20 protein-coding genes and 1 pseudogene are annotated in these 21,497 nt (G+C 67.5%); 7 read left to right on the top strand and 14 right to left on the bottom strand.

Annotated features, from left to right (window positions below):
• Positions 1–20 precede the first annotated feature (20 nt).
• Together G9E11_RS17600 and G9E11_RS17595 are read left to right on the top strand one after the other, a co-directional pair.
• Entirely contained in the window at positions 21–1,253 is a 1,233-nt protein-coding gene (locus G9E11_RS17600) for an acyl-CoA dehydrogenase family protein (RefSeq protein WP_246469009.1), read from the top strand.
• A 39-nt stretch (positions 1,254–1,292) separates the two neighbouring features.
• Entirely contained in the window at positions 1,293–1,820 is a 528-nt protein-coding gene (locus G9E11_RS17595) for a methyltransferase family protein (protein ID WP_190608065.1), read from the top strand.
• 52 nt (positions 1,821–1,872) lie between these two features.
• On the opposite strand, the gene G9E11_RS17590 is transcribed toward G9E11_RS17595, so the two are convergent.
• The 11 genes from G9E11_RS17590 to G9E11_RS17540 all read right to left on the bottom strand — a co-directional run bounded on the left by G9E11_RS17590 (position 1,873) and on the right by G9E11_RS17540 (position 14,686).
• On the bottom strand, positions 1,873–2,481 hold the full coding sequence (locus tag G9E11_RS17590) for a hypothetical protein (RefSeq protein WP_190608063.1): 609 nt from the start codon (positions 2,479–2,481) through the stop codon (positions 1,873–1,875).
• Positions 2,482–2,549: 68 nt separating this feature from the next.
• The gene (locus G9E11_RS17585; protein WP_203219260.1) at positions 2,550–3,302 is read right to left on the bottom strand and encodes a DUF4386 domain-containing protein; all 753 of its coding nucleotides are present in this window, start codon (positions 3,300–3,302) and stop codon (positions 2,550–2,552) included.
• A 35-nt stretch (positions 3,303–3,337) separates the two neighbouring features.
• Entirely contained in the window at positions 3,338–3,607 is a 270-nt protein-coding gene (locus G9E11_RS17580; RefSeq protein ID WP_414635204.1) for a hypothetical protein, read from the bottom strand.
• Positions 3,608–3,735: 128 nt separating this feature from the next.
• Positions 3,736–6,474 (bottom strand): winged helix-turn-helix domain-containing protein, encoded by a 2,739-nt coding sequence (locus tag G9E11_RS17575; RefSeq protein ID WP_190608060.1) that lies wholly within the window; start codon positions 6,472–6,474, stop codon positions 3,736–3,738.
• Positions 6,475–6,563: 89 nt separating this feature from the next.
• Entirely contained in the window at positions 6,564–7,307 is a 744-nt protein-coding gene (locus G9E11_RS17570; protein ID WP_190608058.1) for an SDR family oxidoreductase, read from the bottom strand.
• The gene (locus tag G9E11_RS17565) at positions 7,304–8,662 is read right to left on the bottom strand and encodes a glycosyltransferase 87 family protein (RefSeq protein ID WP_246469008.1); all 1,359 of its coding nucleotides are present in this window, start codon (positions 8,660–8,662) and stop codon (positions 7,304–7,306) included. The genes G9E11_RS17570 and G9E11_RS17565 overlap by 4 nt, the downstream gene beginning before the upstream one ends.
• A 92-nt stretch (positions 8,663–8,754) precedes the next feature.
• The gene (locus tag G9E11_RS17560; RefSeq protein ID WP_246469007.1) at positions 8,755–10,209 is read right to left on the bottom strand and encodes an MFS transporter; all 1,455 of its coding nucleotides are present in this window, start codon (positions 10,207–10,209) and stop codon (positions 8,755–8,757) included.
• On the bottom strand, positions 10,206–10,766 hold the full coding sequence (locus tag G9E11_RS17555; RefSeq protein WP_190608053.1) for a winged helix-turn-helix transcriptional regulator: 561 nt from the start codon (positions 10,764–10,766) through the stop codon (positions 10,206–10,208). Before G9E11_RS17555 ends, G9E11_RS17560 begins: the two co-directional genes overlap by 4 nt.
• A 32-nt stretch (positions 10,767–10,798) precedes the next feature.
• On the bottom strand, positions 10,799–12,127 hold the full coding sequence (locus tag G9E11_RS17550; protein ID WP_190608051.1) for a glycosyltransferase 87 family protein: 1,329 nt from the start codon (positions 12,125–12,127) through the stop codon (positions 10,799–10,801).
• Positions 12,124–13,287 (bottom strand): cystathionine gamma-synthase, encoded by a 1,164-nt coding sequence (locus G9E11_RS17545; RefSeq protein WP_190608049.1) that lies wholly within the window; start codon positions 13,285–13,287, stop codon positions 12,124–12,126. Before G9E11_RS17545 ends, G9E11_RS17550 begins: the two co-directional genes overlap by 4 nt.
• Before the next feature lie 13 nt (positions 13,288–13,300).
• Positions 13,301–14,686, bottom strand: a complete 1,386-nt coding sequence (locus G9E11_RS17540) for a cystathionine beta-synthase (RefSeq protein ID WP_102973883.1) — start codon at positions 14,684–14,686, stop codon at positions 13,301–13,303.
• A 119-nt stretch (positions 14,687–14,805) separates the two neighbouring features.
• Between G9E11_RS17540 and G9E11_RS17535 the strand changes: the two genes are divergently transcribed.
• Both G9E11_RS17535 and G9E11_RS17530 read left to right on the top strand, forming a co-directional pair.
• Positions 14,806–15,939, top strand: a complete 1,134-nt coding sequence (locus G9E11_RS17535) for an ArsB/NhaD family transporter (RefSeq protein WP_190608427.1) — start codon at positions 14,806–14,808, stop codon at positions 15,937–15,939.
• 131 nt (positions 15,940–16,070) lie between these two features.
• Positions 16,071–16,514 (top strand): VOC family protein, encoded by a 444-nt coding sequence (locus G9E11_RS17530; RefSeq protein ID WP_190608046.1) that lies wholly within the window; start codon positions 16,071–16,073, stop codon positions 16,512–16,514.
• Here the strand turns inward: G9E11_RS17530 and G9E11_RS17525 are convergent.
• The gene (locus tag G9E11_RS17525) at positions 16,504–16,920 is read right to left on the bottom strand and encodes a VOC family protein (RefSeq protein ID WP_190608044.1); all 417 of its coding nucleotides are present in this window, start codon (positions 16,918–16,920) and stop codon (positions 16,504–16,506) included. The genes G9E11_RS17530 and G9E11_RS17525 overlap by 11 nt on opposite strands.
• 148 nt (positions 16,921–17,068) lie before the next feature.
• Between G9E11_RS17525 and G9E11_RS17520 the strand changes: the two genes are divergently transcribed.
• Positions 17,069–18,067 (top strand): DNA-3-methyladenine glycosylase family protein, encoded by a 999-nt coding sequence (locus tag G9E11_RS17520; protein ID WP_190608042.1) that lies wholly within the window; start codon positions 17,069–17,071, stop codon positions 18,065–18,067.
• Between the two features lie 295 nt (positions 18,068–18,362).
• On the opposite strand, the gene G9E11_RS17515 is transcribed toward G9E11_RS17520, so the two are convergent.
• Positions 18,363–20,036 (bottom strand): AMP-binding protein, encoded by a 1,674-nt coding sequence (locus G9E11_RS17515; protein ID WP_190608040.1) that lies wholly within the window; start codon positions 20,034–20,036, stop codon positions 18,363–18,365.
• A gap of 34 nt (positions 20,037–20,070) precedes the next feature.
• Between G9E11_RS17515 and G9E11_RS17510 the strand changes: the two genes are divergently transcribed.
• A complete protein-coding gene (locus G9E11_RS17510) occupies positions 20,071–20,349 on the top strand; it encodes a putative quinol monooxygenase (RefSeq protein ID WP_190608038.1) in 279 nt (92 codons plus the stop codon).
• A 95-nt stretch (positions 20,350–20,444) separates the two neighbouring features.
• Here the strand turns inward: G9E11_RS17510 and G9E11_RS17505 are convergent, their stop codons facing one another.
• The gene (locus G9E11_RS17505; RefSeq protein ID WP_190608036.1) at positions 20,445–20,882 is read right to left on the bottom strand and encodes a thioredoxin family protein; all 438 of its coding nucleotides are present in this window, start codon (positions 20,880–20,882) and stop codon (positions 20,445–20,447) included.
• A gap of 400 nt (positions 20,883–21,282) precedes the next feature.
• On the opposite strand from G9E11_RS17505, the pseudogene G9E11_RS17500 reads away from it, so the two are divergent.
• A pseudogene (locus G9E11_RS17500) lies at positions 21,283–21,497 on the top strand (LysM peptidoglycan-binding domain-containing protein); the annotation flags it as partial.

The following is a 21,497-nucleotide window of genomic DNA, read 5'->3' as shown; positions in this document are numbered from 1 at the left end:
CGGGCACGTAGGATGCTGCAATGAGCAACGACGCCGGCAATGACGCCCTTGATCCTGCGGAAGCCACGGCCGAGTACGGGCTCCCGGACCCTTCAGATGTCCTGGCGCTGGACTCCCTGCTGTCCCACGATGAGCTGGCCCTGCGCCAGCGGATCCGGGACTTCACCGACCAGCAGATCCGCCCCGACATCGCGGACTGGTACGACCAGGGTGTCTTCCCCATGCACCTGCCCGCGCAGCTGGGCGAGCTGGGCGTCCTGGGCATGCATTTGGAGGGCTACGGCTGCCCGGGCCGGTCTGCCGTCGAGTACGGCCTGGCCGCGATGGAGCTGGAGGCCTGCGATTCCGGAATCCGCACGTTCGTCTCGGTACAGGGGTCGCTGGCGATGAGCGCCATCCACAAATGGGGTTCGGAGGACCAGAAACAGGAGTGGCTCCCCCGGATGGCCGCCGGCGAGGTGATCGGCTGTTTCGCACTGACGGAGCCGACGGCGGGCTCCGACCCGTCGTCGATGACCACCACAGCGCGGCGGGACGGAACCGGCGAGGACGCGGGCTGGATCCTGGACGGCGCCAAGCGCTGGATCGGGCTCGCCTCCGTGGCCGACGTCCTGGTGGTCTGGGCGAGGACCGACGACGGCGTCCGCGGCTTCCTCGTTCCCGCCGCCACGGCGGGCGTCACCGCCGCGCCGATCGGGCGGAAACTGTCCATGCGCGCATCGATTCAATGCGATGTGACGTTCGACGGCGTCCGGTTGGGTCCGGAGGCGCAGTTGCCGGGCGCCCACGGACTGAGCGGCCCGTTCAGCTGCCTCAACGAGGCACGGTACGGCATCGCCTGGGGTGCCATGGGCGCGGCCCGGGACTCCTATGAGGCAGCGCTGCGGTACTCGATGGAGCGCCAGCAGTTCGGCAAACCGCTGGCCGGTTACCAACTGACGCAGGAGAAGCTCGTCAACATGCTGCTCGAAGTCCAGAAGGGCACCATGCTCGCACTGCACCTGGGCCGGCTCAAGGACGCCGGGCGTCTCCGTCCCGAGCAGATTTCGCTGGCCAAGCTGAACAACGTCCGCGAGGCCATCAAAGTGGCGCGGGAAGCCCGGACCATCCTGGGCGGCAACGGCATCACGCTTGACTATTCGCCCCTGCGGCACGCCGCCAACCTCGAGTCGGTGCGCACCTACGAAGGGACGGACGAGGTGCACACCCTCATTCTGGGCCAGCACATCACGGGGCTCCCGGCGTTCCGGTGAGCCTTGCCGCCGCCCAACCCGCGGTCCAGAGTAGGGAACATGACTAACCCGACAGACACGAGCCGCGAGAGGAAGCGGGCGGCGGTAGGCACGGCGGTGTTCGCTTTGGCTCCGGCGACGGCGGCGGGCCTCGTCCCTTGGCTGCTGACGCGCTGGGAGGTGCAGAGTCCGGTGCCCGGCGGCGCGGTGGCCCAGGTAGCCGGCGCACTCTTCGTGGGGGCGGGCGCTTCCGTTGTCGCAAACTCCTTTGTGCGGTTTGCCACTGAAGGCGTGGGAACGCCTGCACCCTTCGCGCCGCCGAAGCATCTTGTAGTCAGCGGGCTGTACCGCCATGCCCGGAATCCCATGTACGTGTCCATTGCCGCCGCCGTGGTTGGCCAGGGCCTGCTGCTGGGCCAGCCGAAACTGTTCGGCTACGCCGCGCTGGCGGCGGTCCCGGTTGCGGGCTTCGTCAGGTTCTACGAGGAGCCCGCGCTCGCGCGCAAGTTCGGGGCTGAGTATGAGGAGTACCGAAAGAACGTTCCGCGCTGGCTGCCGCGGCTGGCGCCGTGGCGGCCAGACCACTGACGACATAGGGGTCCGGCGCCTAAAACGCGTTCGGCAAGGTCTGGGAAGATGCCTATGCTGGGCGGCTCTTGAGCATCCAGAGGGCGAGCCAGATGACCGAGGCGCCCAGTAGCGCGAGGGCTGCATCGAGCGCGAGCTCCGGGACGAGGCTGCGCAGCGCGATTGGAATGGTGGCGATGGCGTAGGCGATTGTTGGGATCCGGGGTGCGTTGCCGTCCCGCAGCAGCGCAAGGCAATACAGGATCGAGCCGAGTAGGAAGACTATTGAACCTGCCAAAAGGGCTGTTCCGAGCGGCCCGCCCCGCAACGCGGCGATCTGGAAGGGATCGAGCCGGATAAACACCAGGTTTATCACCCATTCCGCGCCGGTCGCGGCGCTGAGCCCCACGACGTTCAGCGCGAGGGCGACCGAGGAAAACTTTGATGATCGGCGCAGGGCAACCCGGCCGAGGCCCACAACCAGGATGATCGCGAATGCCTGCGCCAGGGGCGCGGCAAGCTGCGTCGCAGAGCTGACCGGTATCAGTTCGGCACGCTTGGCCGCATTGACGAACAAGACGGCGGCTGCGGCCAGGCCGGTAACTGCTGCGAGGGGGGCCGGAAGCAAGGTAGTGGATAGTTTTTCCAGGGATGGATTGGCGAGCGTGAGCATGGCGTTCATCTTTCGGGAGGGTGCAGTGGGTAGGTTCTGATGGGCTGGCGGGCTTCAGGACGCCGGTGTTTCGGTGTTCAGGCGGGGACGCCTCTATGCGTGGGTGCTGAGACGGCAGCCGTCATGCCTTTCGTGATGGGACTGGGGCTGAAGCCTTTGGCGACCAGCCAAACGCCCAGCGAAAACTCCCAAAGCGCGATGGGGGCGGTCGCGATCACCGACCACACGGAGAGCGTGTTGTTGAGGCCGAAGTATGTTGCGGCGGTGGAAGCGAGAAGCAACGGGGCACCGACGAGTCCCAGGAGCGGAAGAACCCGGGGCACCAGGCGGGACCTGTACAGGAGGGAGCCCAGGAGCAGCGCGTTCACGGCAGGCATGAGGGTTTGTCCGAGGAGGAACGTCCAGCCATACATCGCAGCCAGCGCCTGGCCCGTGGGCAAAGCGTTTGCTCCGGCTCCGGCCTGCCGCAGGGTCACGACTGAGAGAAGGCAAACGACGCCGGTGACAATGGCAGCGGCTTCGAGGACGCGCGCGCCGACGAAGCCGAGCGCGACCACTTCGTTTTGTTTCTTAACGACCGGGTACAGTGCGACCGCGGTCCCGATGCAGGCTAGGGCTACGATCATTTCCAAGGCACCGCCCCAGAGCGTGGCGGTGTCCGGGCCGGGGCCGGTGATGTAGTTGGGGTCCGTTCGCACCGGCCCGTAGAGGGTGAGTGTCGGGATTGAGACAAAGGTGATCAGGTAGAGCACGCCCGCGGCCAGCGCGGTCTTCCGTAGCGAGTCCATGGGCACTCGTTTCGTTGCGGCCTCTGGTCGGATGCTGGTCATGATGTCGTTCTCCTTCGTGGGATGGTGGTGGAAGATTAGCTTCGGAGGTTTGTGGCGGACCCGGGCTTGTCGGCTTCAACCTGAGCTACAGAGAGCAGGGGCAGGCCGATATCGCGCACTTTCTGGAGCAGGCCGTACAGGGCGGACTGGTCCGCCACCTGGCTCCGGAAGACTGTGGTGCCGTCGCTCTCATTGGTCAGGCTCAGTGCGTCGAACCAGGCAGCCCACCGGGAATCCAGGTGGCCTTCGATCCGGACTTCGTACCATCCGGAGTCGTGATGATGTCTGATCGGCATGTCAGGCACGGGCCCTCCTTTCGCTTCATCCGGCCAATGGACCTCAGCCGGCGTCGCGTCTGTTCGTTGTCCTGATCGAACAGTAGAAGGAGACCTAAGGAGCGCGCCTCACCACATGTGGTGATTACCGTGGTGATTTAGTGCCGGTCGCTGTCCCGGGAGAACAGATCGAGTTCCTGGCCCTGACGGACCGCGGCCCGACGGTTGTTCACGCCGAGCTTGGCGTAGATGTGTCTGGTGTGAGTGCGCACCGTGTTCAGGGACACCACGAGCACGCGGGCGATGTCCGGGCCGTCGAGGTCCGTTCCGAGCAGCTGGAGAACGTCCAGCTCACGTTCACTCAGCGGCTCGATCAGGCCCCCGCTGACAGGCGCAGTGGCTTCGGCGTTGTTCATGAACGTCATGAGCCGGCGGAGGTAACCCGGGGCTATCCGTTGTTTCACAGCCGCTCTCAGCAAAGAAACCATCGGGTCGCCCTCATCAGCGAAAACGCGAACGTAGCCCTCCGGCTCCGCCAACGCTACTGCTCGACGCAGTGATGCAAGAGCGGCCGGGATGTCGCCCCGCGTCTGGTCGGCGAGCGCCTGAAGCACGAGGATCTCGATGACGCTTCCCGTTCGCCCGCCGTCGTCTGCCGCTCGCAGCAGGCGCCCCAGCAGCCGGATGGCCTCCTGGAGCGAGGGCGATGAGCCCTCTTTTGCATACCGGGCCAGGAGCACCCTGGCAAGAGTGATGTGCTCGAACTCCCGAAGGTAAGTGAGGTCATCGTCCACCGACAGGCCTCGCTCCCGGACCCAGCCGAGGGCTTCACCCAGCCGCCCTTGCGCGGCCTGGATCCGGGCCCTTGAAGCCGGCACCGGACGTACGTTGGGGAAGTAGTCGCCCACATAGAGTCGCTCCGCCTCAGCCAGGAGGTCGAGCGCACCGGCCAAGTCACCTTCCCCCTCCAGGATCCGCGCCATGGCGACCCGCCAGCGATACAGGTTCTGAGGCAGCTCGCCAAGGGGACCCAACTCCTGGCTGCGCGCCAGGAGTCGGATTGCTTCCTGCTGGTCGCCGCGCTCCCGGCAGACCCCGCTCATCCCCACAAACATGTCCGCTTCCCCCCGCAGAACCGAGCCGCGCCGGCCAGAAGCACGCTCCAAAGCTTGTTCGTAGGTGCACGTGGCATCGGTGAGACGCCCTTGCGCCAGCCGTATGTCCGCCAAGGCGAGCGCGCATCCCAGGGTGTCCGCGAGGTGCCCTGCACGGTGCAGGCCAGCCATGCATTCGTCATACCCCCGATGGGCTGCCTCGAGCTCCCCACGCCCCCAGTAGGCGAGTCCCAGCAATCCGGAGGCTGCGGCGCGGCCGACATGGTCATCCTCAGGTGCAAGATCAAGCGCACGCTGGGCGTGACTCACCGTCCCGGGTCCATCGCCCCGGCCAAGCGCCAGCGCGGCCCGGTACACTTCTATGGTCTCGGGAAGGCGGCGAAATTCCTCGTCGTCGGCTAGGACCATTTCCGTTGCTCGGCCTTGAAATTCCTGGCTCACACCTTCCGGTGGATCCAACCACTGTTCGACGTCCCGCAGCCGGGCTTCGACTCCCTCGACATCGCCACACACCACCAGCGCGCCGACCAGCCCCACGCCCAGCACCGGCCTGACTCGGACCACATCGTACGGGAGCAGCTTCAGCCAGCCGCGCAGCATGGCCTCCTGCCTGTTCCGCCGAATGTCCGGAACCGCCCGCTCGATGAGGTCCGCCGCCCGTTCGAAATCCTCCCCAGCCAAGGCATGGCGGATGGCGCCGAACGCCTCACCGTTCTGTTCGTACCAGATGCTCGCGCGCCGATGCAGACTCGGGAGCTCGTCGCCGCGTTCCTCCACCAAGCGCGCCTGCAGAGCATCCGCAAAAAGCTGGTGATAGCGGTACCACTGACGGCGGTCATCCAAGGGAACCAGGAACAGGTTCGCCCGCTCCAACGCCGCCAGCCTGGGCTTGCCGTTGTCCTGTCCTGTGACGGCATCGCACAGAGGGCCGCTGAGCCGATCCAGGATGGAGGTCTGGAACAGGAAGTGTTGAACATCCTCTGGCTGGCGGTGCAGGACCTCCTCGGCCAGGTAGTCGACGATGTATCGGTCGTCCCCGGCAAAGCCTGCGATGAAGGCGGCGACGTCCTCGCGGCCCTGCATCGAAAGCGCAGCGAGCTGGAGTGCCGCGATCCACCCTTCGGTGCGATCTTCCAGTGCTGCTACATCCCGGCCCGCCAGCTCCAAGCCCATGGAGCCGTTAAGGTAGCCCTCCGCCTCCTCTGCGGTGAATCGCAGATCGGCGGCGCGGATCTCGACGAGCTCGCCCCGGGCCCGTAACCGCGCCAAGGGCAGCACCGGGTCGGCCCGGCTGGCGATGACCAGGTGCATCTGCGGGGGCAGGTGCTCCACCAGGTAGGCGATCCCGTCCTGCACGTCGGGCGCGTCGATCACGTGATAGTCATCGAGAACCAGGACCACATCGTTCGAGACAGCGTGGAGGTCGTTGAGAAGAGTGGCAAGGAGCACTTCGATGGGGGGCTGCGCCGACTGCAGGAGCGAGAGCGCAGCGGCGCCAACCCCGTTGGACGCCCTCTTCAGTGCCGTAACGAAGTAAGTCCAAAACAGCGCGGAATCGTTGTCACGCTTCTCGAGTGAGAGCCACGCCGCCGACCATCCATTCGCGGAAATAGTTGCCAGCCACTCAGTCAGCAGCGTCGTCTTACCGAACCCGGCCGGAGCCGACACGAGCGTCAGCGTGGAATCAGATCCACGGTTCAGGCGCTCGATCAACCTCGGGCGCGTCGCCAGTCCGGGCCGCCGCCTGGGGACGTGAAACTTGGTCTCGAGAAGTAGGCCCATCCTGACCGCCTCCCCTCACCGCCAGTGTACGGCTGCCGCGGCTGCGGTCTCCACTGTCTGGTCGCTCGGGCGCTCTGCATCCGAAAGCGTCAGGCAGAGAACCCGCCGTCGGCCTTAATGAGCTGCCCGGAAACCCAGCGGCCCTCCGGGGACAGCAGGAACGCCACGGTTCCCGCCACGTCGGCGGGGGTGCCCAGGCGGCCGCCGGGCTGGCGCCGGGCCAGCTCTTCGCGGATCCGGCCGTTCATACAGCCGGTGTCCACGGGTCCGGGGTTCAGCACATTGGCGCTGATGCCCAGCGGTCCAAGCTCACGCGCCGCCGCGATCACGATCCGGTCCAGCGCCCCCTTGGACGCACCGTACGGCAGGTTGAACGCTGTGTGGTCGCTGGTGAGCGCGACGATCGCGCCGCCGTCGTCCGCTGCCTGCTGTGCGAAGCCGCGGACCAGCTGCCAGCTGGCCCGCGTGTTCACGGCGAAATGCCGCTCGAAGCTTTCGAGGGTGGTGTCCAGGATGCCCGAGTCGACGGATTCGGCGTGGCTGAGGACCATTCCGTGCAGGGTCCCCGCCTGCGCGGCCACGTCTGCCATCAGCCGGTCGACGGCGCCCGGGTCCTGGAAGTTGGCGGGCAGCGCCACCACCTTGGAGCCGATGGCCTCCAGTTCGGCGGTGAGCCGGCCGACGTCGTCCGGCTGGATTCCCCAGGGCATGCGGGCGTCGTAGTCCTGCCAGTAGGTCAGCACCAGGTCCCAGCCGTCGGCGGCCAGCTGGCGGGCGATCCCCGCGCCTATCCCGGCAAGGCGGCCGGCGCCGGTGACCAGTGCGGTGCTCATGCCGCCAGCTCCGCCACCGCATCGCGCCGCAGGGCCACGAGCCAGCACACCATGATGGCCAGCGCGCAGAAAACTCCGGCGCTGGATGCCATGATCCACAGCACCGGCGTCTGGAGATTGAGGTTTTCGGCGCCGAGGGCCGTGCCGATGGTCTTCGGCGAGAACAGGAAAGCGACGGTGGACACGCCCAGGACGGCGCCCATCACCCCGCGCTGCAGCCGGTACCGCTGAGGCGTTTCGCGCAGCGTCCAGGCGAACGCCGGAAGCACGGCGGCCATCCAGACCCAGTGGTGCGACCACGAGACGGGGCTGATCAGGAGCATGGTGAGCGCCGTGGCGGAAATGGCCACCACCCTTGCGCCGTGGCTGCTGGCCACCTTAATGAGGGCGGCGCCCAGACCCACAACGAGCAGGCTCAGAACCAGCCAGGGCACGTTTACTGCGTCCGCCGGAACTCCGAAGTGGAGCAGCGCACCCTTGATGGAAAGGTTGTCCACGTAGCCGGCGCCGCCGATCCGGGACGTGTCGGGAAGAATCTCCAGCCAGAAGCTGAGGGATTCGGCCGGGCGGAGCAGCCAGCCCAGCAGCACGGTGAACGCGAAGCCGGCGCACATGTTCAGCAGCCCGCGCCAGTCCTTCCGCATCAGGAAATACAGGCCGAAGACCAAGGGTGTCAGCTTAATTCCTGCGGCAACGCCCACCAGGAAACCGTTGCCGGGCAGGCCATTCCGCCAGCGGGGGCTGCGGGACAGCAGGTCCGCCGTCATCAGCCCCAGCAGGAGGATGTTGATCTGGCCGAAGGCCAGCGTTTCGCGCCACGGCCCAAGATTCAGGACGGCCAGAAAAAGCAGGACGGCGCCGAGCCGGTTGAGCGCGGACCGGAGGGTCAGCGCAGCGAAGGTGCTGCGCCAGCTGGGCTTGCTGTTCCAGTAGCGGACGCCGAGCGCCGCCACCCAGACTGCCACCGCAACGCCGGCGGTGTTGAACAGCATCAGCGCGGCGGCCTGCGGCAGTTTCGCCAGCAGACTGAAGAGCAGCGCCGCGAACGGCGGATAGGTGAAGGGCAGTTCCGGGCCGCCGGCCCAGTTCACAGTGGGCTGGTAGAGGCCCGACGGCGCCAGGCCGGCGTCGTTGAGGATCTTGCCGCCGAACCAGTAGACGCTGAAGTCCAAACCTTTGTCGCCCCAGGCGTTCAATCGCGACGCGACGAAGACGGCGGCGGCAAGCACGGCGAGAAGAACCACCAGTTCGACGGCGGCCAGCGCGGGCCGGCGCCGGCGCTGCTGCAGACCGGACGTCTGATCAGGTCCCCCGGCGGGTTTGTCGTTCTTTGTTCGGGCAGTAAGCAGTGCCATTCAGTGTCCCCCAGCTGTAGTCCGGCAGTGCGCGCCTCCGGGACGCGTAGCGCGTTCTGCCGCAAGAGCCGGCGCCGCCGCGGGCGCCCCGCTTAGTCTACTGAAGCCGCGGCCACCGCTGCGGGCGTCCGTCGCCCGGCGTCTTTGCGAATGGTGGCGCTGATCACCGCGGCGATGGTGCACATCGCGGCGGCGCCGAACCATGCGTAGGTGTAGTGGCCCGTGGCGTCCCGGATGGCTCCGGCGGCCAGGGCTGCCGCGGCGGCGCCGAGCTGGTGCGCCGCGAACACCCAGCCGAACACCACGCTGCCGTCGGCCCCGAACACCTGGCGGCAGATCGCCGCGGTCGGCGGAACCGTGGCCACCCAGTCCAGGCCATAGATCACCACGAACACGATCATGCTGGGCTGGACCGAGGAGCCCAGCAGCAGCGGGAGCACCAGGAGCCCGATCCCGCGGAACTGGTAGTACACGGCCAGCAGGATCCGGGGGTTGAACCGGTCGGTCAGCCAGCCGGAGGCGATGGTGCCCAGGATGTCGAAGATCCCGACGACGGCGAGCAGGCCGGCCGCCGTCGTCTCCGGCATGCCGTGGTCATGGGCGGAGGGGATGAAGTGCGTGCCGATCAGCCCGTTCGTCGTGGCGCCGCAGATGGCGAACCCGGCCGCGAGCGCCCAGAAGGTGCGGTTCCTGCTGGCGCTCCGCAGCACCTGCAGAGCCCGGACGGCTGCGTTGCGGCGGGGTTCGGCAGGCCCGGCGGGGGCCACTGCCGTCGTTCTTTCGGCCGCACCTGACAGTTCCTCTGTCCCGTAAGGCAACACCCCGACGTCGGCCGGTGAATTTTTCAGCAACTTCAGCACCAAGGGAACCACGGCCAGGGCACCGGCGGCGATGAGCAGCGAGGCCTGGCGCCAGCCCGGGTCCTGGGCGAGCATCGCGATGAAGGGCAGGAAGACCAGCTGCCCGGCGGCGCTGCCGGCGGTCAGGATGCCGATCACCAGTCCGCGGCTTTTGCTGAACCAGGTGTTGGCGATGGTCGCCGCGAACACCAGCGCCATCGATCCGGTGCCCAGGCCGATGAGCAGGCCCCAGGTGAGGAGGATCTGCCAGGACTGGGTGACCAGAACCGTCAGGGCACTGCCGGCGCCAATCATCCCGAGCGCGACGGCGGTGACGGCCCGGACGCCGAACCGTTCCATGAGGGCCGCGGCGAAGGGGGCCGTCAGCCCGAACAGCACGAGGTTGATGCTGACCGCGGCCGACAGCACGGTGGTGGACCAGCCGAACTCCTGCTGCAGCGGCACCATGAGCACACCGGGCGCGGCACGGAACCCGGCAGCCCCGACGAGCGCCAGAAACGCCACCGCGGCAACGGCCCATGCCGGATGCAGCCGGCGCCGTTTCTTCGGCCCCTCCTCAGGATTCTTCGACCCCTCCTCTGGCTTCTTCAACCCCTCCTCTGGAGTTTTTCTCCAGACATCGTCCTCTAATCGGCCTTTAGGGCGCGATATCTGGACAAAAACTCCGGGGTCCTCGGGGGTGGTCATGCGGCTGTTCCTTCTTTTCCGCCGCCTGGTACGCGGTTGGTCGGTGTGTCGGTCAATGTCTCGGGTTGCCGGGGCGCCATTGCCAGCTTGAGCGGCTCTTCGCTGCGGGTCAGGCTGTGCCAGCTGGTGTTCTCCGCGGTGAGCCGTTCCCCGCATTCCGTGCAGGTGTCCGCTGACCCCGTCCGTTGCCCGCAGGCTGCGTGGATTACGTACATGTGCGCCTGCTCCGACGGCGCCTGCAGGTGCTTTTCGGACCAGATCACGACGGCGTTGAGCACCGGCAGGGCGTCCTCGCCTTTGGCCGTGAGGGCGTACTCCTGGCGGGTGCGTCCGCCGTCGTCGTAGGGCTGTTTGGCCAGCAGGCCGGCCTCCACGAGGGAGGCGAGCCGCCGGGTGAGGACCGAGTCGGCCACCTGGAGGCGCGTCTTCATCGAGTCGAAGCGGCCGTTGCCGAAGAAGACCTCGCGGAGGACCAGCATGCCCCAGGGGTCGCCGAAAATGTCCAGCCCGCGGGCCATGCTGCAGTTTCGCTGGGACCAGTCGGAGCGGAGAGCCATGCTGCGAGACTAGCTGACTTTCTTGAAGAAAGCTAGCACTTACCCTGCGGACGGATGCCGGTCCGCGACGGCCGGTATGCAGCGGCCCAATACACCAGGAGCGCCACGCCGCACAGCACGCCCAGGCTGGAGACCATGAGCGGCCACTGCGCCCGCGGGTTCACGCCCCACACCTCGGCCCCGGCCGCCATCGCAAGGTCCTTAGGCGCTAGGTAGAAGGCCACGGCCGACGCCGCCACCACCAGCCAGCCGGCCAGCCGCATCAGGCCGGTCCTGGAGGGTACGCGGCGCATGGCGAAGGCCATGGACGGCAGTGCCACCGCGATCCATACCCAGTGGTGGGACCACGAGACGGGACTGACCAGGAGCATGAGCACGGCGGTCGCGGACACCGCCACGAAGTTTTCCTCCACGGCCACCGTCCACCTGATCACCAGGGCGGTGAGTCCGGCCAAGGCCAGCGCGAGCACTAGCCAAAGCAGGCTGGTGAACCCCGAGTCCGGCAGCCCCGCGTGGAGCAGCAGCCCCTTCAGCGACAGGTTGTCCACGTACCCCGGATCGCCGATGCGCCCGGTGTTGGGCAGGATCTCGGTCCAGAACGTCACCGAGGCGTGGGGCAGTGCGGCCCAGGCAACGGCGATAGAGCCGAGGAAGCCGGCCGCCATCCAGCCCAGGGCCTTGAAATCGCGGCGCACCAGGAAATACAGGCCAAAAGCCAGCGGTGTCAGCTTAATGCCGGCAGCGACGCCGATCAGGAGGCCGGCAGGCCAGCGGATCTGACCCGCCCGCGATTTCCCGTGCAGTGCGAAGTCGGTGAGGATCAGGCCCATCAGGATGATGTTGATTTGCCCGAACACGAAGGTGTCGCGCCACGGCCCCAGCAGCACGATGGCCCCGGTTCCGGCCAGGGCCACAGTTCTGAACCTCCAGTCCGCGAAGGCGTCCCGCCAGCGCATCATCCCGAAGTAGTGCCGGGCGAGCCAGGCGGAAACCACCGCGGCCCCGCCCAGCGCGGCCCAGATGAAGAGCTGTCCGCTTTGGCCCAGGCTCATGGTGGCCAGGCCGGCGAACAGCAGCGCGGCAAACGGCGGATAGGTGAACGGCAGGCCGTCCCGGGGCGCGTACAGCTCGCTGATGCCGGCTTCGCCGGTCTGCAGCACCTTGGTGCCGCCGTAGTAGTAGACCTCGAAGTCGTTCATGGCCGGGGCATACCCGGCGTACAGCCACACCAAAGCGAGGACGACGGCGGCAGCACCGCCCGCCGTCGCCAGCCAGCCGAGGACAGCCCGGCGCGCCTTACCCTGGCCGCCCGTCCCCTCTCGGGGCCCGGCACCTTCCTGCGTCTGCGGGGGGGCCGTCACTGGATGTGTGTGAAGGCTTGCTCAAGGTCGGCGATGAGGTCCTCGACGTCCTCGATGCCGCAGGAGAGCCTGATGAGGTTCACGGGGACGGCCAGCTCGGTGCCCTTGACCGAGGCGTGGGTCATCTCGGACGGGTAGTTCATCAGCGACTCGATGCCCCCGAGCGATTCCGCCAGGGTGAAGACCGACGTCGATTCGGCCACCTTCCGGGCAGCAGCCTCACCGCCCTTGAACTGCACGGAGATCATGCCGCCGAACTTCTTCATCTGCTTCTTGGCCAGCTCGTGGCCGGGGTGCGAGGGCAGGCCGGGGTACAGGACGGCTTCCACCTCCGGGCGTTCCAGGAGCCATTCGGCTACGGCCTGGGCGTTCTCGCTGTGCCGGTCCATGCGCACGCCCAGGGTCTTGAGCCCGCGCGTGGTGAGGAACGCGTCCATCGGGCCGGAGACGGCACCCACGGCGAACTGCACGAAGCCGATCTTCTCGGCCAGCTCGGCGTCCTTGACCACGATCGCGCCGCCCACCACGTCGGAGTGGCCGCCGATGTACTTGGTGGTGGAATGAACCACGACGTCGGCACCCAGGTCCAGCGGGGTCTGGAGGTAGGGCGAAGCGAAGGTGTTGTCGACGATCAGGAGGGCCCCGGCGTCGTGCGCCACCTTGGCGAGCGCCTCAATGTCGGTGATTTTCATCATCGGGTTGGACGGGGTCTCCACCCAGACGAAGCGGGTCTTGTTGGCGGCAACCGCCGCCTGAACGGCGTCGAGATCCGCCATGTCCACCGGGGTGTTGCCGATCCCCCACTCACCCAGCACGCGGCTGATCAGCCGGTAGGTGCCGCCGTAAGCGTCGTTGCCGAGCACGATGTGGTCGCCGGGCCGCATCAGGGCGCGGATGAGCGAGTCCTCGGCGGCGAGTCCCGAACTGAAGGAGTAGGCGTGCGTGCCCCGCTCGAGCGCCGCGAGCTGCTCCTGCAGGGCATCACGGGTGGGGTTGGTGCCGCGGCCGTATTCGTAGCCGTCCCGCAGCCCGCCGATGCCGTCCTGGGCATAGGTCGAGCTGAAGTGCAGGGGCGGAACGACGGCGCCGGTGCGCGGCTCGAAGGCCTGGCCGGCGTGCACGGCGCGGGTGTTGAATCCTTGGTTCTCAGAGACAGACATGGGGCTCCTTCGATCAGTTGCTGAGGTAGGCGAGGAGGTCGTGGCGGGTCAGGATGCCGATGGGCGCACCGACGAATGTCACCATCACGGTGTCGACGTCGGAGAGCAGTTCGCGGGCGGCGGAGATGGTTTCGAGCGAGCCGATCACCGGCAGCTTCTCCCCCATGTGCTCGGCTATCTTGTCCGTCAGCTTGGCCTCGCCGCGGAACAGCTTGGCGGTCAGGGTCCGTTCATCCACGGCCCCGAGGACTTCGCCCATCACCACGGGCGGCTCCGCGGAAAGGACCGGGATGTGGCTAACGCCGAACTCGTTCATGATGTTGATGACGTCGCGGACAGTCTCGTTGGGGTGGATGTGCACCAGGTCCGGCAGTTCGCCCGTCTTGGATTTGATGACCTCACCGACCGAGGCCTCCTCGCCGCCGGAGAGGAAGCCGTAGGAGCGCATCCACTGGTCGTTGAAGATCTTGGCGAGGTAGCCGCGGCCGGAGTCGGGCAGGATCACCACCACCACAGCGTCCTCGGGCAGGTCCCGGGCCGTGCGCAGGGCGGCCACCACGGCCATGCCGGAGGAACCGCCCACCAGCAGGCCCTCCTCGCGCGCCAGCCGCCGGGTCATCTCGAAGGAGTCGGCGTCGCTGACGGCGAGGACCTCGTCCGGGACCGACTTGTCGTAGTTGCCGGGCCACATGTCCTCGCCCACGCCCTCGACGAAGTAGGGGCGGCCGGTGCCGCCTGAGTAGACAGAGCCTTCGGGATCGGCCCCGATGATCCTGACCCGGCCGCCGTCGGACTCCGGACGGTCCGCCGACACCTCCTTGAGGTAGCGGCCGGTGCCGGTGATGGTGCCGCCGGTGCCGGCGCCGATGACGCAGTGGGTCACCTTGCCGTCGGTGTCCCGCCAGATCTCGGGGCCGGTGGTCTCGTAGTGGCTCAGCGGCGCCGCGGGGTTGGAGAACTGGTCCGGCTTGTACGCGCCGGGGATCTCGGTGACCAGGCGGTCGGACACGCCGTAGTAGCTCTGCGGGCTGTCAGGCTCGACGGCGGTGGGCGTCACCACCACTTCCGCGCCGTAGGCCGCCAGGACCGCGCGTTTGTCCTCGCCCACCTTGTCCGGGACCACGAAGATGCACTTGTAGCCCTTTTGCTGCGCCACCAGAGCCAGTCCGACGCCGGTGTTCCCCGAGGTGGGCTCGATGATGGTGCCGCCGGGCTTGAGCTTGCCGTCACGCTCGGCTTCCTCGACCATCTTCGCCGCGATGCGGTCTTTGATGGATCCGCCGGGGTTCACATATTCCAGCTTCACGAGGACAGTGGCCTTGACGCCCTCGGTGACGTGGTTGAGCTTGATGAGCGGGGTGTTGCCGATGAGGTCCAGGACAGACTGGGCGTACTTCATGGGTACCAACTTACCTTCTTGGGCTGCTAGGTTGCCCCGACGGCGTTCGGTGCGAAGATTGGGCCGTGGCGCCCCTGCGAATACCGAAGAATGTGCGGAGCTATCTGCTGCCGGGCTGCATGCTGCTTGCCGGGGCGGGCTGCCTTGCCGCCGGTCTCCTGCCGTGGCCCGCGTTCGGCTCGCTGGCGGAACGCACGGCCCCCATCCTGGCCTTCGTCGTGGCGATGACCGTCGTCACGGAACTGGTTGACGCTGCGGGGCTGTTCCGCGTGCTGACGGACCGCATTGCGGCGCTGGGCCGGGGCAGCGTCTTCCTGCTGTGGCTCTTCGTGCTTGCCCTGTCCTCCGTCGCCACGGCCTTTCTGTCGCTCGATACCACGGCCGTGCTGGTGACTCCCGTGGTGGTGCTGCTCGCCGTCCACGCGAAGATCCCGCCCCTGCCGTTCGCCCTGAGCACCGTGTGGCTGGCCAACACCGCGTCCCTGTTCCTGCCGGTCTCCAACCTCACCAACCTGCTGGCGCAGTCGAGCATGTCCCTGAGCCCACTGGAATTCGCAAGGCTGATGTGGGCGCCTGCCGCCGTCGGCTTTGTGGTGCCCTCACTGCTGCTGTGGCTGGCCTTCCGCCGGGACCTGCGGGGCCGCTACGGACCGCAGCCTGTCCACCCGGCAAGCGACCGGACGCTGCTCCGGGCATCAGCGGGCACGCTGTTCGTGCTGCTCCCGGCGCTGGTTTCCGGTGTCCCCGTGGTGATTCCCGCGGCCCTCGCGGCAGGGTTCCTGGTGGCCATGTTCGTGGGGCGGCGGCCGTCAGCCCTGCGCTGGGCGATGCTGCCGTGGCGCCCGCTGATGCTGACTGCCGGGCTGTTCATAGTGGTCGAGACCCTGCACGCGCATGGGCTCACCCAGGCCCTGGCACCCGCCGCCGGGGCCGGCGAGACGTTCCCGGACCTGCTGCGGCTCGCGGCACTGGGCGCCGGTTCCGCCAACATCGCCAACAACCTCCCCGCCTACCTGGCCCTGGAGCCGGCGGCCAGGTCGCCGCTGCGGCTGGCTGCGCTCCTGATCGGGGTGAACCTGGGTCCGCTCATTTCGCCGTGGGCGTCGCTCGCCACTCTCCTGTGGCACGAGCGGCTGCAGAGCCTTAACCTGCGCGTGCGCTGGGGCGGGTTTGCGGTTGCCGGCGCCACCGCGGTTGTCCTTACGCTTCCGCTGACGGTCCTGGCGCTGTGGCTGGGAAACGGGATGCCGTGACGGGCTGCTGGCCGTTCCGCTGCCCCGGTTCCAGCCAAAGTACTAGCCAAGGCCTGCCCGGGCAGGGCAAGCTTGCAACGGCGCCCGGGACCGCGTGCCGTTGAATCAGTGCCGTTGAAAGGAACCGTGCCTTGGACTGGACCCTCGAAGTGGTTGTGCTGCCCGTGAACGACATCGGCCGGGCTGTGGAGTTTTACCGGGACAAGGTCGGCTTCAACCTTGACCACGACACGCAGAACGAGCACATGCACGTGGTCCAGCTGACACCACCCGGCTCGGGGTGTTCGATCGTCATCGGGGACCTGCCCTCACAGAACGAGATGGCGCCGGGCTCCATGCGCGGTCTGCAGCTGGTGGTGGCGGACGCCCAGGCCGCGCGGGACGAGCTGCTCAGCCGGGGCGTGGAGGCGAGCGGGATCACCGTTTTCGACGAGCGCGACGGCGGCACCTTCTTCGGGTTCAGCGACCCCGACGGCAACACCTGGGCGGTGCAGGAGCTCAGGATCCGCGCCCAGAAACCGCTGATCCCGGTGGAGGCCCGCGGGCGCTTCGGCGAGGAGCAGGTCAGCCCGTAGCGCCGCCGGAAGCACTGCCGGTGTCGGCGGGCAGGTTCTCCCAGAGCCCCAGGATGTTGCCCTCGGTGTCCTTGAAGTAGGCGTAGTGGCCCATGCCCGGAATGGTTTCCTTGGCCTTCACCACGGAGCCGCCCAGCTGCTCGACAGTCTTCAGCGTCGCGTCGATGTCCTCAACGTCCACGGTAATGACAGGGCTGGTCAGTTCGCCGTCCCTGCCCATCATGCCGCCGTTGATGGCGCCCGGCTCGGTGGGCCGGCCGGTCTTTTCGTCCATCGGGGTGGTGACGACCACGTCGTAGTCCATCTCAGCCATGGGGTCGATCCGCCAGCCGAGCGCCTGATTGTAGAAGTTCCTCGCCCGGTCCCGGTCGTCCGCGGGGATTTCAAAATGCACTACTCCACCCATTGCGATCACCTACAGCTCGAAGAAGGGCACGGCCGACCCGCGCCACACGTGGATTGTAGTCCTGCCCCGGCCGCGGGATAAGGGCCTTGCGCAACCCTCCAGACGGACGGGCGGCAGCTTTGTCAGTCCTGCGTGGGACGATGTTTGTATGACCATTGCTGACGCACCCACCCGGCTGGCGGCCGCGGCGGACGCGTCCCTCAGGTGGCATCCGGGCGGCCCGTACAACCTGCACCGCACCCTGGGCATTCTGATGCGCGGCAACGGCGACCCCTCCTTCTCCTCGCGGCCGGACGGGCTGTGGATGGCGTTCACGACGCCGGATGGCCCGGTCACGCTGCGGCTCACCGAGGCGGGCCCGGCGGAATTAGGGCCGGCCGCCGCCGGCGCTTACGTCGACGGCCAGGCCTGGGGCCCCGGTTCCGGCGCCGCCATCGCAGGCCTTCCGCGGCTCCTCGGCGCCGATGACGACTGGACAGCGTTTGACGAGCCTTCCTTCGCGGCGACACTGCCGCGCATGGTCCGTGAGGCCCGACGCCGGAATCCCGACCTCCGTCTGCCCTCCACCGGGCGGATGGTTGACTCGCTCGTGCCCACCATCCTGGAGCAGAAGGTCACCGTCATCGAGGCGCGGCGGGGTTTCCGCTACCTGATGTACCGGCACGGCACGCCCGCCCCCGGCACCGGGACCGTCGCGCCAACCGGGCTGCTGGTCCGGCCGACCGCCGAGGCCTGGCTCCGCATCCCGTCCTGGGAGTGGCACAAGGCGGGAGTCGGCCCGCAGCGTTCGGCGACCGTCATGCGGGCCCTGCGTTCCGCCGTCGCACTTGAACGTCTGGCTTCCCTGCCGGCGGCGGAAGCGGCCGCCAAAATGCAGACCATCCCGGGGATCGGCGTGTGGACGGCCGCCGAGGTGGTGCAGCGGACGCACGGCTGCCCCGACTCCATCGCGGTGGGCGATTACCACCTGGCCGCATACGTGGGCGCCGCGCTGACCGGACGGCGGACTGACGACGCCGGCATGCTGGCCCTCCTCGAACCGTGGACCGGACACAGGCAGCGGGTGGTCCGGATGCTCGGCCTGACCGGCTTCCGGAAACCCACGTTCGGCCCGCGGATGACCATCCAGGACCACCGAGCCCACTGACCCGCCAGACCCACCTCCACAGACCAGCGCGAACGTACAGTTGAGACCCTCGTTCTGCGCGAACTTAGTTGGGGCCCTCGTGCAATGCGAACGGCGGCCTCCTTGAACCACGTGGCCATCTCGCACACCCGGGAGCCTGCCCTGCGATACCCACCGCACCCTGCGACGCGCATAATCGCCAGCGCAGCCGGAATACCCGCAGCGAGCGGCAATATGCGAGTCGCCTGATAAGTTGCGCGTCATAGGCGTCAGAGCGAGCGGGCCCTCGTCTGGGGCCACAACTGGACGTTCGCGCTTAGAGGCCGAGCCGGGCGACGGCTTCCTCGCGCATCTCCACCTTGCGGACCTTCCCGGACACCGTCATGGGGAAGCTGTCGCGCACATCGACGTAGCGGGGCACCTTGTAGTGCGCCAGCTTGCCGCGGCAGAACTCGGCCACCGCTGCCGCGTCCAGCGGTTCGGCCCCTGGTTTGAGGATGATGCAGGCCATGAGCTCCTCGCCGTACTTGGCATCCGGCACGCCGATCACCTGCACGTCCTGGATGGACGGATGCGTGTAGAGGTACTCCTCGATCTCGCGCGGGTAGATGTTCTCGCCGCCGCGGATCACCATGTCCTTCATCCGGCCCTCGATCACCACGTACCCGTCGTCGTCCATGCGCGCCAGGTCGCCGGTGTGCATCCAGCCGTCCGCGTCGATGGCCTCCGCTGTCTTGTCGGGCTGGTTCCAGTACCCCTGCATGACGGCGTAGCCCCGGGTGCACAGTTCACCGATCTCGCCGCGCTCCACAACTTCCCCGGCCGGGTCCACGATCTTGCTTTCCAGCCGCGGCATGGTCCGTCCGACGGTTTCCGTCCGCTGCTGGAGCGTGTCGCCGTCGCGGGTCATGGTGGACACCGGCGATGTCTCGGTCATGCCGTAGCAGATGGCCACGTCCTTCATGTTCATCTCGGTAATCACGCGGTTCATCACCTCGATGGGGCATAGCGAGCCCGCCATTACCCCGGTGCGGAGCGTGGACAGGTCATACGAGGCGAAGTCCGGCAGCGCGAGTTCGGCGATGAACATGGTGGGAACCCCGTACAGGGAGGTACCGCCGAAGTCCTGCACGGCCTCCAGCGCGGCGGCCGGCGTGAACCCGCGTCCCGGAATGATCGTCGCGGCGCCGTGGCTCAGCGCGTTCAGGTTGCCGATCACCATCCCGAAGCAGTGGTAAAACGGCACCGGAATCACCACGCGGTCATGTTCGGTATATCCCAGCAGCTCGCCGATGGAATACCCGTTGTTGAGGATGTTGTGGTGCGTCAGCGTGGCGCCCTTGGGAAAGCCCGTGGTTCCGGACGTGTACTGCAGATTGATCGGATCGTGCGGATCCAAGCCCGCCATGCGGGCCTTCAGCTCAAGATGCCCGACGGCGTCCGCCCGCTTGAGCAGCTCGGCGTACGTGAGCTCCTCCTCACCCAGGGGGACGCCGGCGTCGAGCCCTTCCAATTCGAAGGCCGGCAGGAACACGAGCTCCTGGAGGTCCGGGCATCCGGCGAGCGCCTGGCGCGCCATCCCCACGTAGTCGCTGTTCCGGTCCGACGGCGCCGTGACCAGCATCCGCATGCCGTTCTGCTTCACCACGAACTCCAGCTCGTGGCTGCGGTAGGAAGGATTCACGTTGACCAGGACCGCCCCGATCTTCGCCGTCGCGTACTGCAGGATGGTCCATTCCGCGCAGTTCGGGCTCCAGATGCCGACCCGCTCCCCCTTCGCGATGCCACGGGCGAGGAGAGCGCGGGCCAGGCGGTCGACGTCGTCGTTCAGTTTGGTGTAGCTCCAGCGGCGGGCGTCCGCGCCCGGCACGGCGGCAGCCTCGATCAGCGCGTCGTGCAGGGGGAACTGCCCCACCACGCGCTCAAAGTTCTCGCCGATGGTTTCCTCGAGCAGGGGGACGTCCGCGTCCCCGGCGGTGTAAGCGCGCATGATGGCACGCTATCAAGCCGGTATTGTGAAATCCATGAGTGCACCCATCGACCTGCAGGCCACGTTCATCCCCAACGACGGCGAGTTCTTCCGCGTGAAGCTCGCGCTGGAAATCGCCATTGACGAGGTAGTCAACGAACCTGGCTGCATCCGTTACGAGCTCACCGAGGCGACGGAGGAGAAGCTGGTCCTGACCGAGCGGTGGGAATCGGAAGAGGCCCTCGACGCGCACTCAAAGGGCATTGCCCTGCAGGACCTGAACGAATCCCTCAGCGCCCTCCTGGCCGAACCTGCCCAGGTGAAACGCCTCTAGTCCTCCACATACAAAAACAACGCGGGCTCACTCCTCGCCCAATACCAGGTGGTTATTGGGCGGAAAGTGACCCCGCGTTGCTGTTTAAGGTGATCTTAGAAGTCGGGGATCTGCGAGCCGTCCTGGGGCCCCGCGCTCTTGCCGGCGCTGTTGCCCGCGGCCGCAGCTGCCTCGGCCTGGGAGCGGGCCACATGGGCGTGGACTTCCTCCATGTCGAGCGCCTTGACGGCGTCAATGACCTGCTCAAGCTGCGGGGCACCCAGTGCGCCCGGCTGTGAGAAGACCAGAACCTTCTCGCGGAATGCCATCAGCGTGGGGATTGAGGAAATGCCCGCCTCTGCTGCCAGCTGTTGCTCGGCTTCGGTGTCCACTTTCGCGAAAACGACGTCCGGGTGCTTTTCCGAGACCGCGGAGTACGTGGGGGCGAACTGGCGGCACGGGCCACACCATTCAGCCCAGAAGTCCACCAGGACAATGTCGTTGCCCTCGATGATCGATGCGAACTGTTCACCTGTGATGTCAACGGTAGCCATGGTTCAACCGTACGCGAGCCGTGTCCGTAAGTCCCGCGGCCGGGTGGCTTGTTCGCTCCCCGCGTCACGGGGAATATTCTGCGCGCCCGCTGTTTCCCGTTCAGCCCTCTGGCAGGCGCCGGCGGCCACAGCGCACGGGCAACGCCGGATACTGCGGGAAACAAGTGCCCGGTCCCGGAAAAACAGGTATTCCCTACTCGTGCAGTGCCTCTGCGGTGGTCCCATACTCGAATCAGGCTGGGGCCGGCACGTTCGCGAGCAGCGTGCGCCACTCATGAATAGCGGTCATGCGAACCATATGCCGTGCTTCCGCCCCCGTGGGCCCCAGCGCCTCCTGTGTCTGCGCGTTACCGTCCGCCGCGCACCCGGACAGCCGCCTGCGCCGAAGCAAAGGTCCGCCATGAACCAGCAGGAGACGCCAGATCCCCAGAACACCCCTGGCCATGAAGACGATCCGCAGCGCCTGCCGTCGGGGCCCCCGAGCTTCGTCAGGCCAGCCCCGGGGCGGCATGGACCGCTGGCCGGCAGGCCCGGCGCCAGGGTGCTGCTCATCTCGGCAGCGGTGGCCGCTGCCCTGCTGGCGGCGTCGGCCGGCGTCAACGCGCTGGTGGCGTT

The sequence above is a fragment of the Arthrobacter ipis genome, assembly GCF_014694315.1.
GTDB classification, from domain to species: domain Bacteria; phylum Actinomycetota; class Actinomycetes; order Actinomycetales; family Micrococcaceae; genus Arthrobacter; species Arthrobacter ipis.
The sequence above is the reverse complement of the archived record's forward strand: the minus strand, read 5'-3'. Positions and strand labels throughout refer to the sequence as shown.

Excerpts from the sequence above, each read along its gene's own strand:
- G9E11_RS17600 (WP_246469009.1), top strand. The coding sequence starts at position 21 with ATGAGCAACGACGCCGGCAATGACGCCCTTGATCCTGCGGAAGCCACG.
- G9E11_RS17595 (WP_190608065.1), top strand. The coding sequence starts at position 1,293 with ATGACTAACCCGACAGACACGAGCCGCGAGAGGAAGCGGGCGGCGGTA.
- G9E11_RS17590 (WP_190608063.1), bottom strand. The coding sequence starts at position 2,481 with ATGAACGCCATGCTCACGCTCGCCAATCCATCCCTGGAAAAACTATCC.
- G9E11_RS17585 (WP_203219260.1), bottom strand. The coding sequence starts at position 3,302 with ATGACCAGCATCCGACCAGAGGCCGCAACGAAACGAGTGCCCATGGAC.
- G9E11_RS17575 (WP_190608060.1), bottom strand. The coding sequence starts at position 6,474 with ATGGGCCTACTTCTCGAGACCAAGTTTCACGTCCCCAGGCGGCGGCCC.
- G9E11_RS17570 (WP_190608058.1), bottom strand. The coding sequence starts at position 7,307 with ATGAGCACCGCACTGGTCACCGGCGCCGGCCGCCTTGCCGGGATAGGC.
- G9E11_RS17565 (WP_246469008.1), bottom strand. The coding sequence starts at position 8,662 with ATGGCACTGCTTACTGCCCGAACAAAGAACGACAAACCCGCCGGGGGA.
- G9E11_RS17560 (WP_246469007.1), bottom strand. The coding sequence starts at position 10,209 with ATGACCACCCCCGAGGACCCCGGAGTTTTTGTCCAGATATCGCGCCCT.
- G9E11_RS17555 (WP_190608053.1), bottom strand. The coding sequence starts at position 10,766 with ATGGCTCTCCGCTCCGACTGGTCCCAGCGAAACTGCAGCATGGCCCGC.
- G9E11_RS17545 (WP_190608049.1), bottom strand. The coding sequence starts at position 13,287 with ATGTCTGTCTCTGAGAACCAAGGATTCAACACCCGCGCCGTGCACGCC.
- G9E11_RS17540 (WP_102973883.1), bottom strand. The coding sequence starts at position 14,686 with ATGAAGTACGCCCAGTCTGTCCTGGACCTCATCGGCAACACCCCGCTC.
- G9E11_RS17535 (WP_190608427.1), top strand. The coding sequence starts at position 14,806 with ATGCTGCTTGCCGGGGCGGGCTGCCTTGCCGCCGGTCTCCTGCCGTGG.
- G9E11_RS17525 (WP_190608044.1), bottom strand. The coding sequence starts at position 16,920 with ATGGGTGGAGTAGTGCATTTTGAAATCCCCGCGGACGACCGGGACCGG.
- G9E11_RS17520 (WP_190608042.1), top strand. The coding sequence starts at position 17,069 with ATGACCATTGCTGACGCACCCACCCGGCTGGCGGCCGCGGCGGACGCG.
- G9E11_RS17515 (WP_190608040.1), bottom strand. The coding sequence starts at position 20,036 with ATGCGCGCTTACACCGCCGGGGACGCGGACGTCCCCCTGCTCGAGGAA.
- G9E11_RS17510 (WP_190608038.1), top strand. The coding sequence starts at position 20,071 with ATGAGTGCACCCATCGACCTGCAGGCCACGTTCATCCCCAACGACGGC.
- G9E11_RS17505 (WP_190608036.1), bottom strand. The coding sequence starts at position 20,882 with ATGGCTACCGTTGACATCACAGGTGAACAGTTCGCATCGATCATCGAG.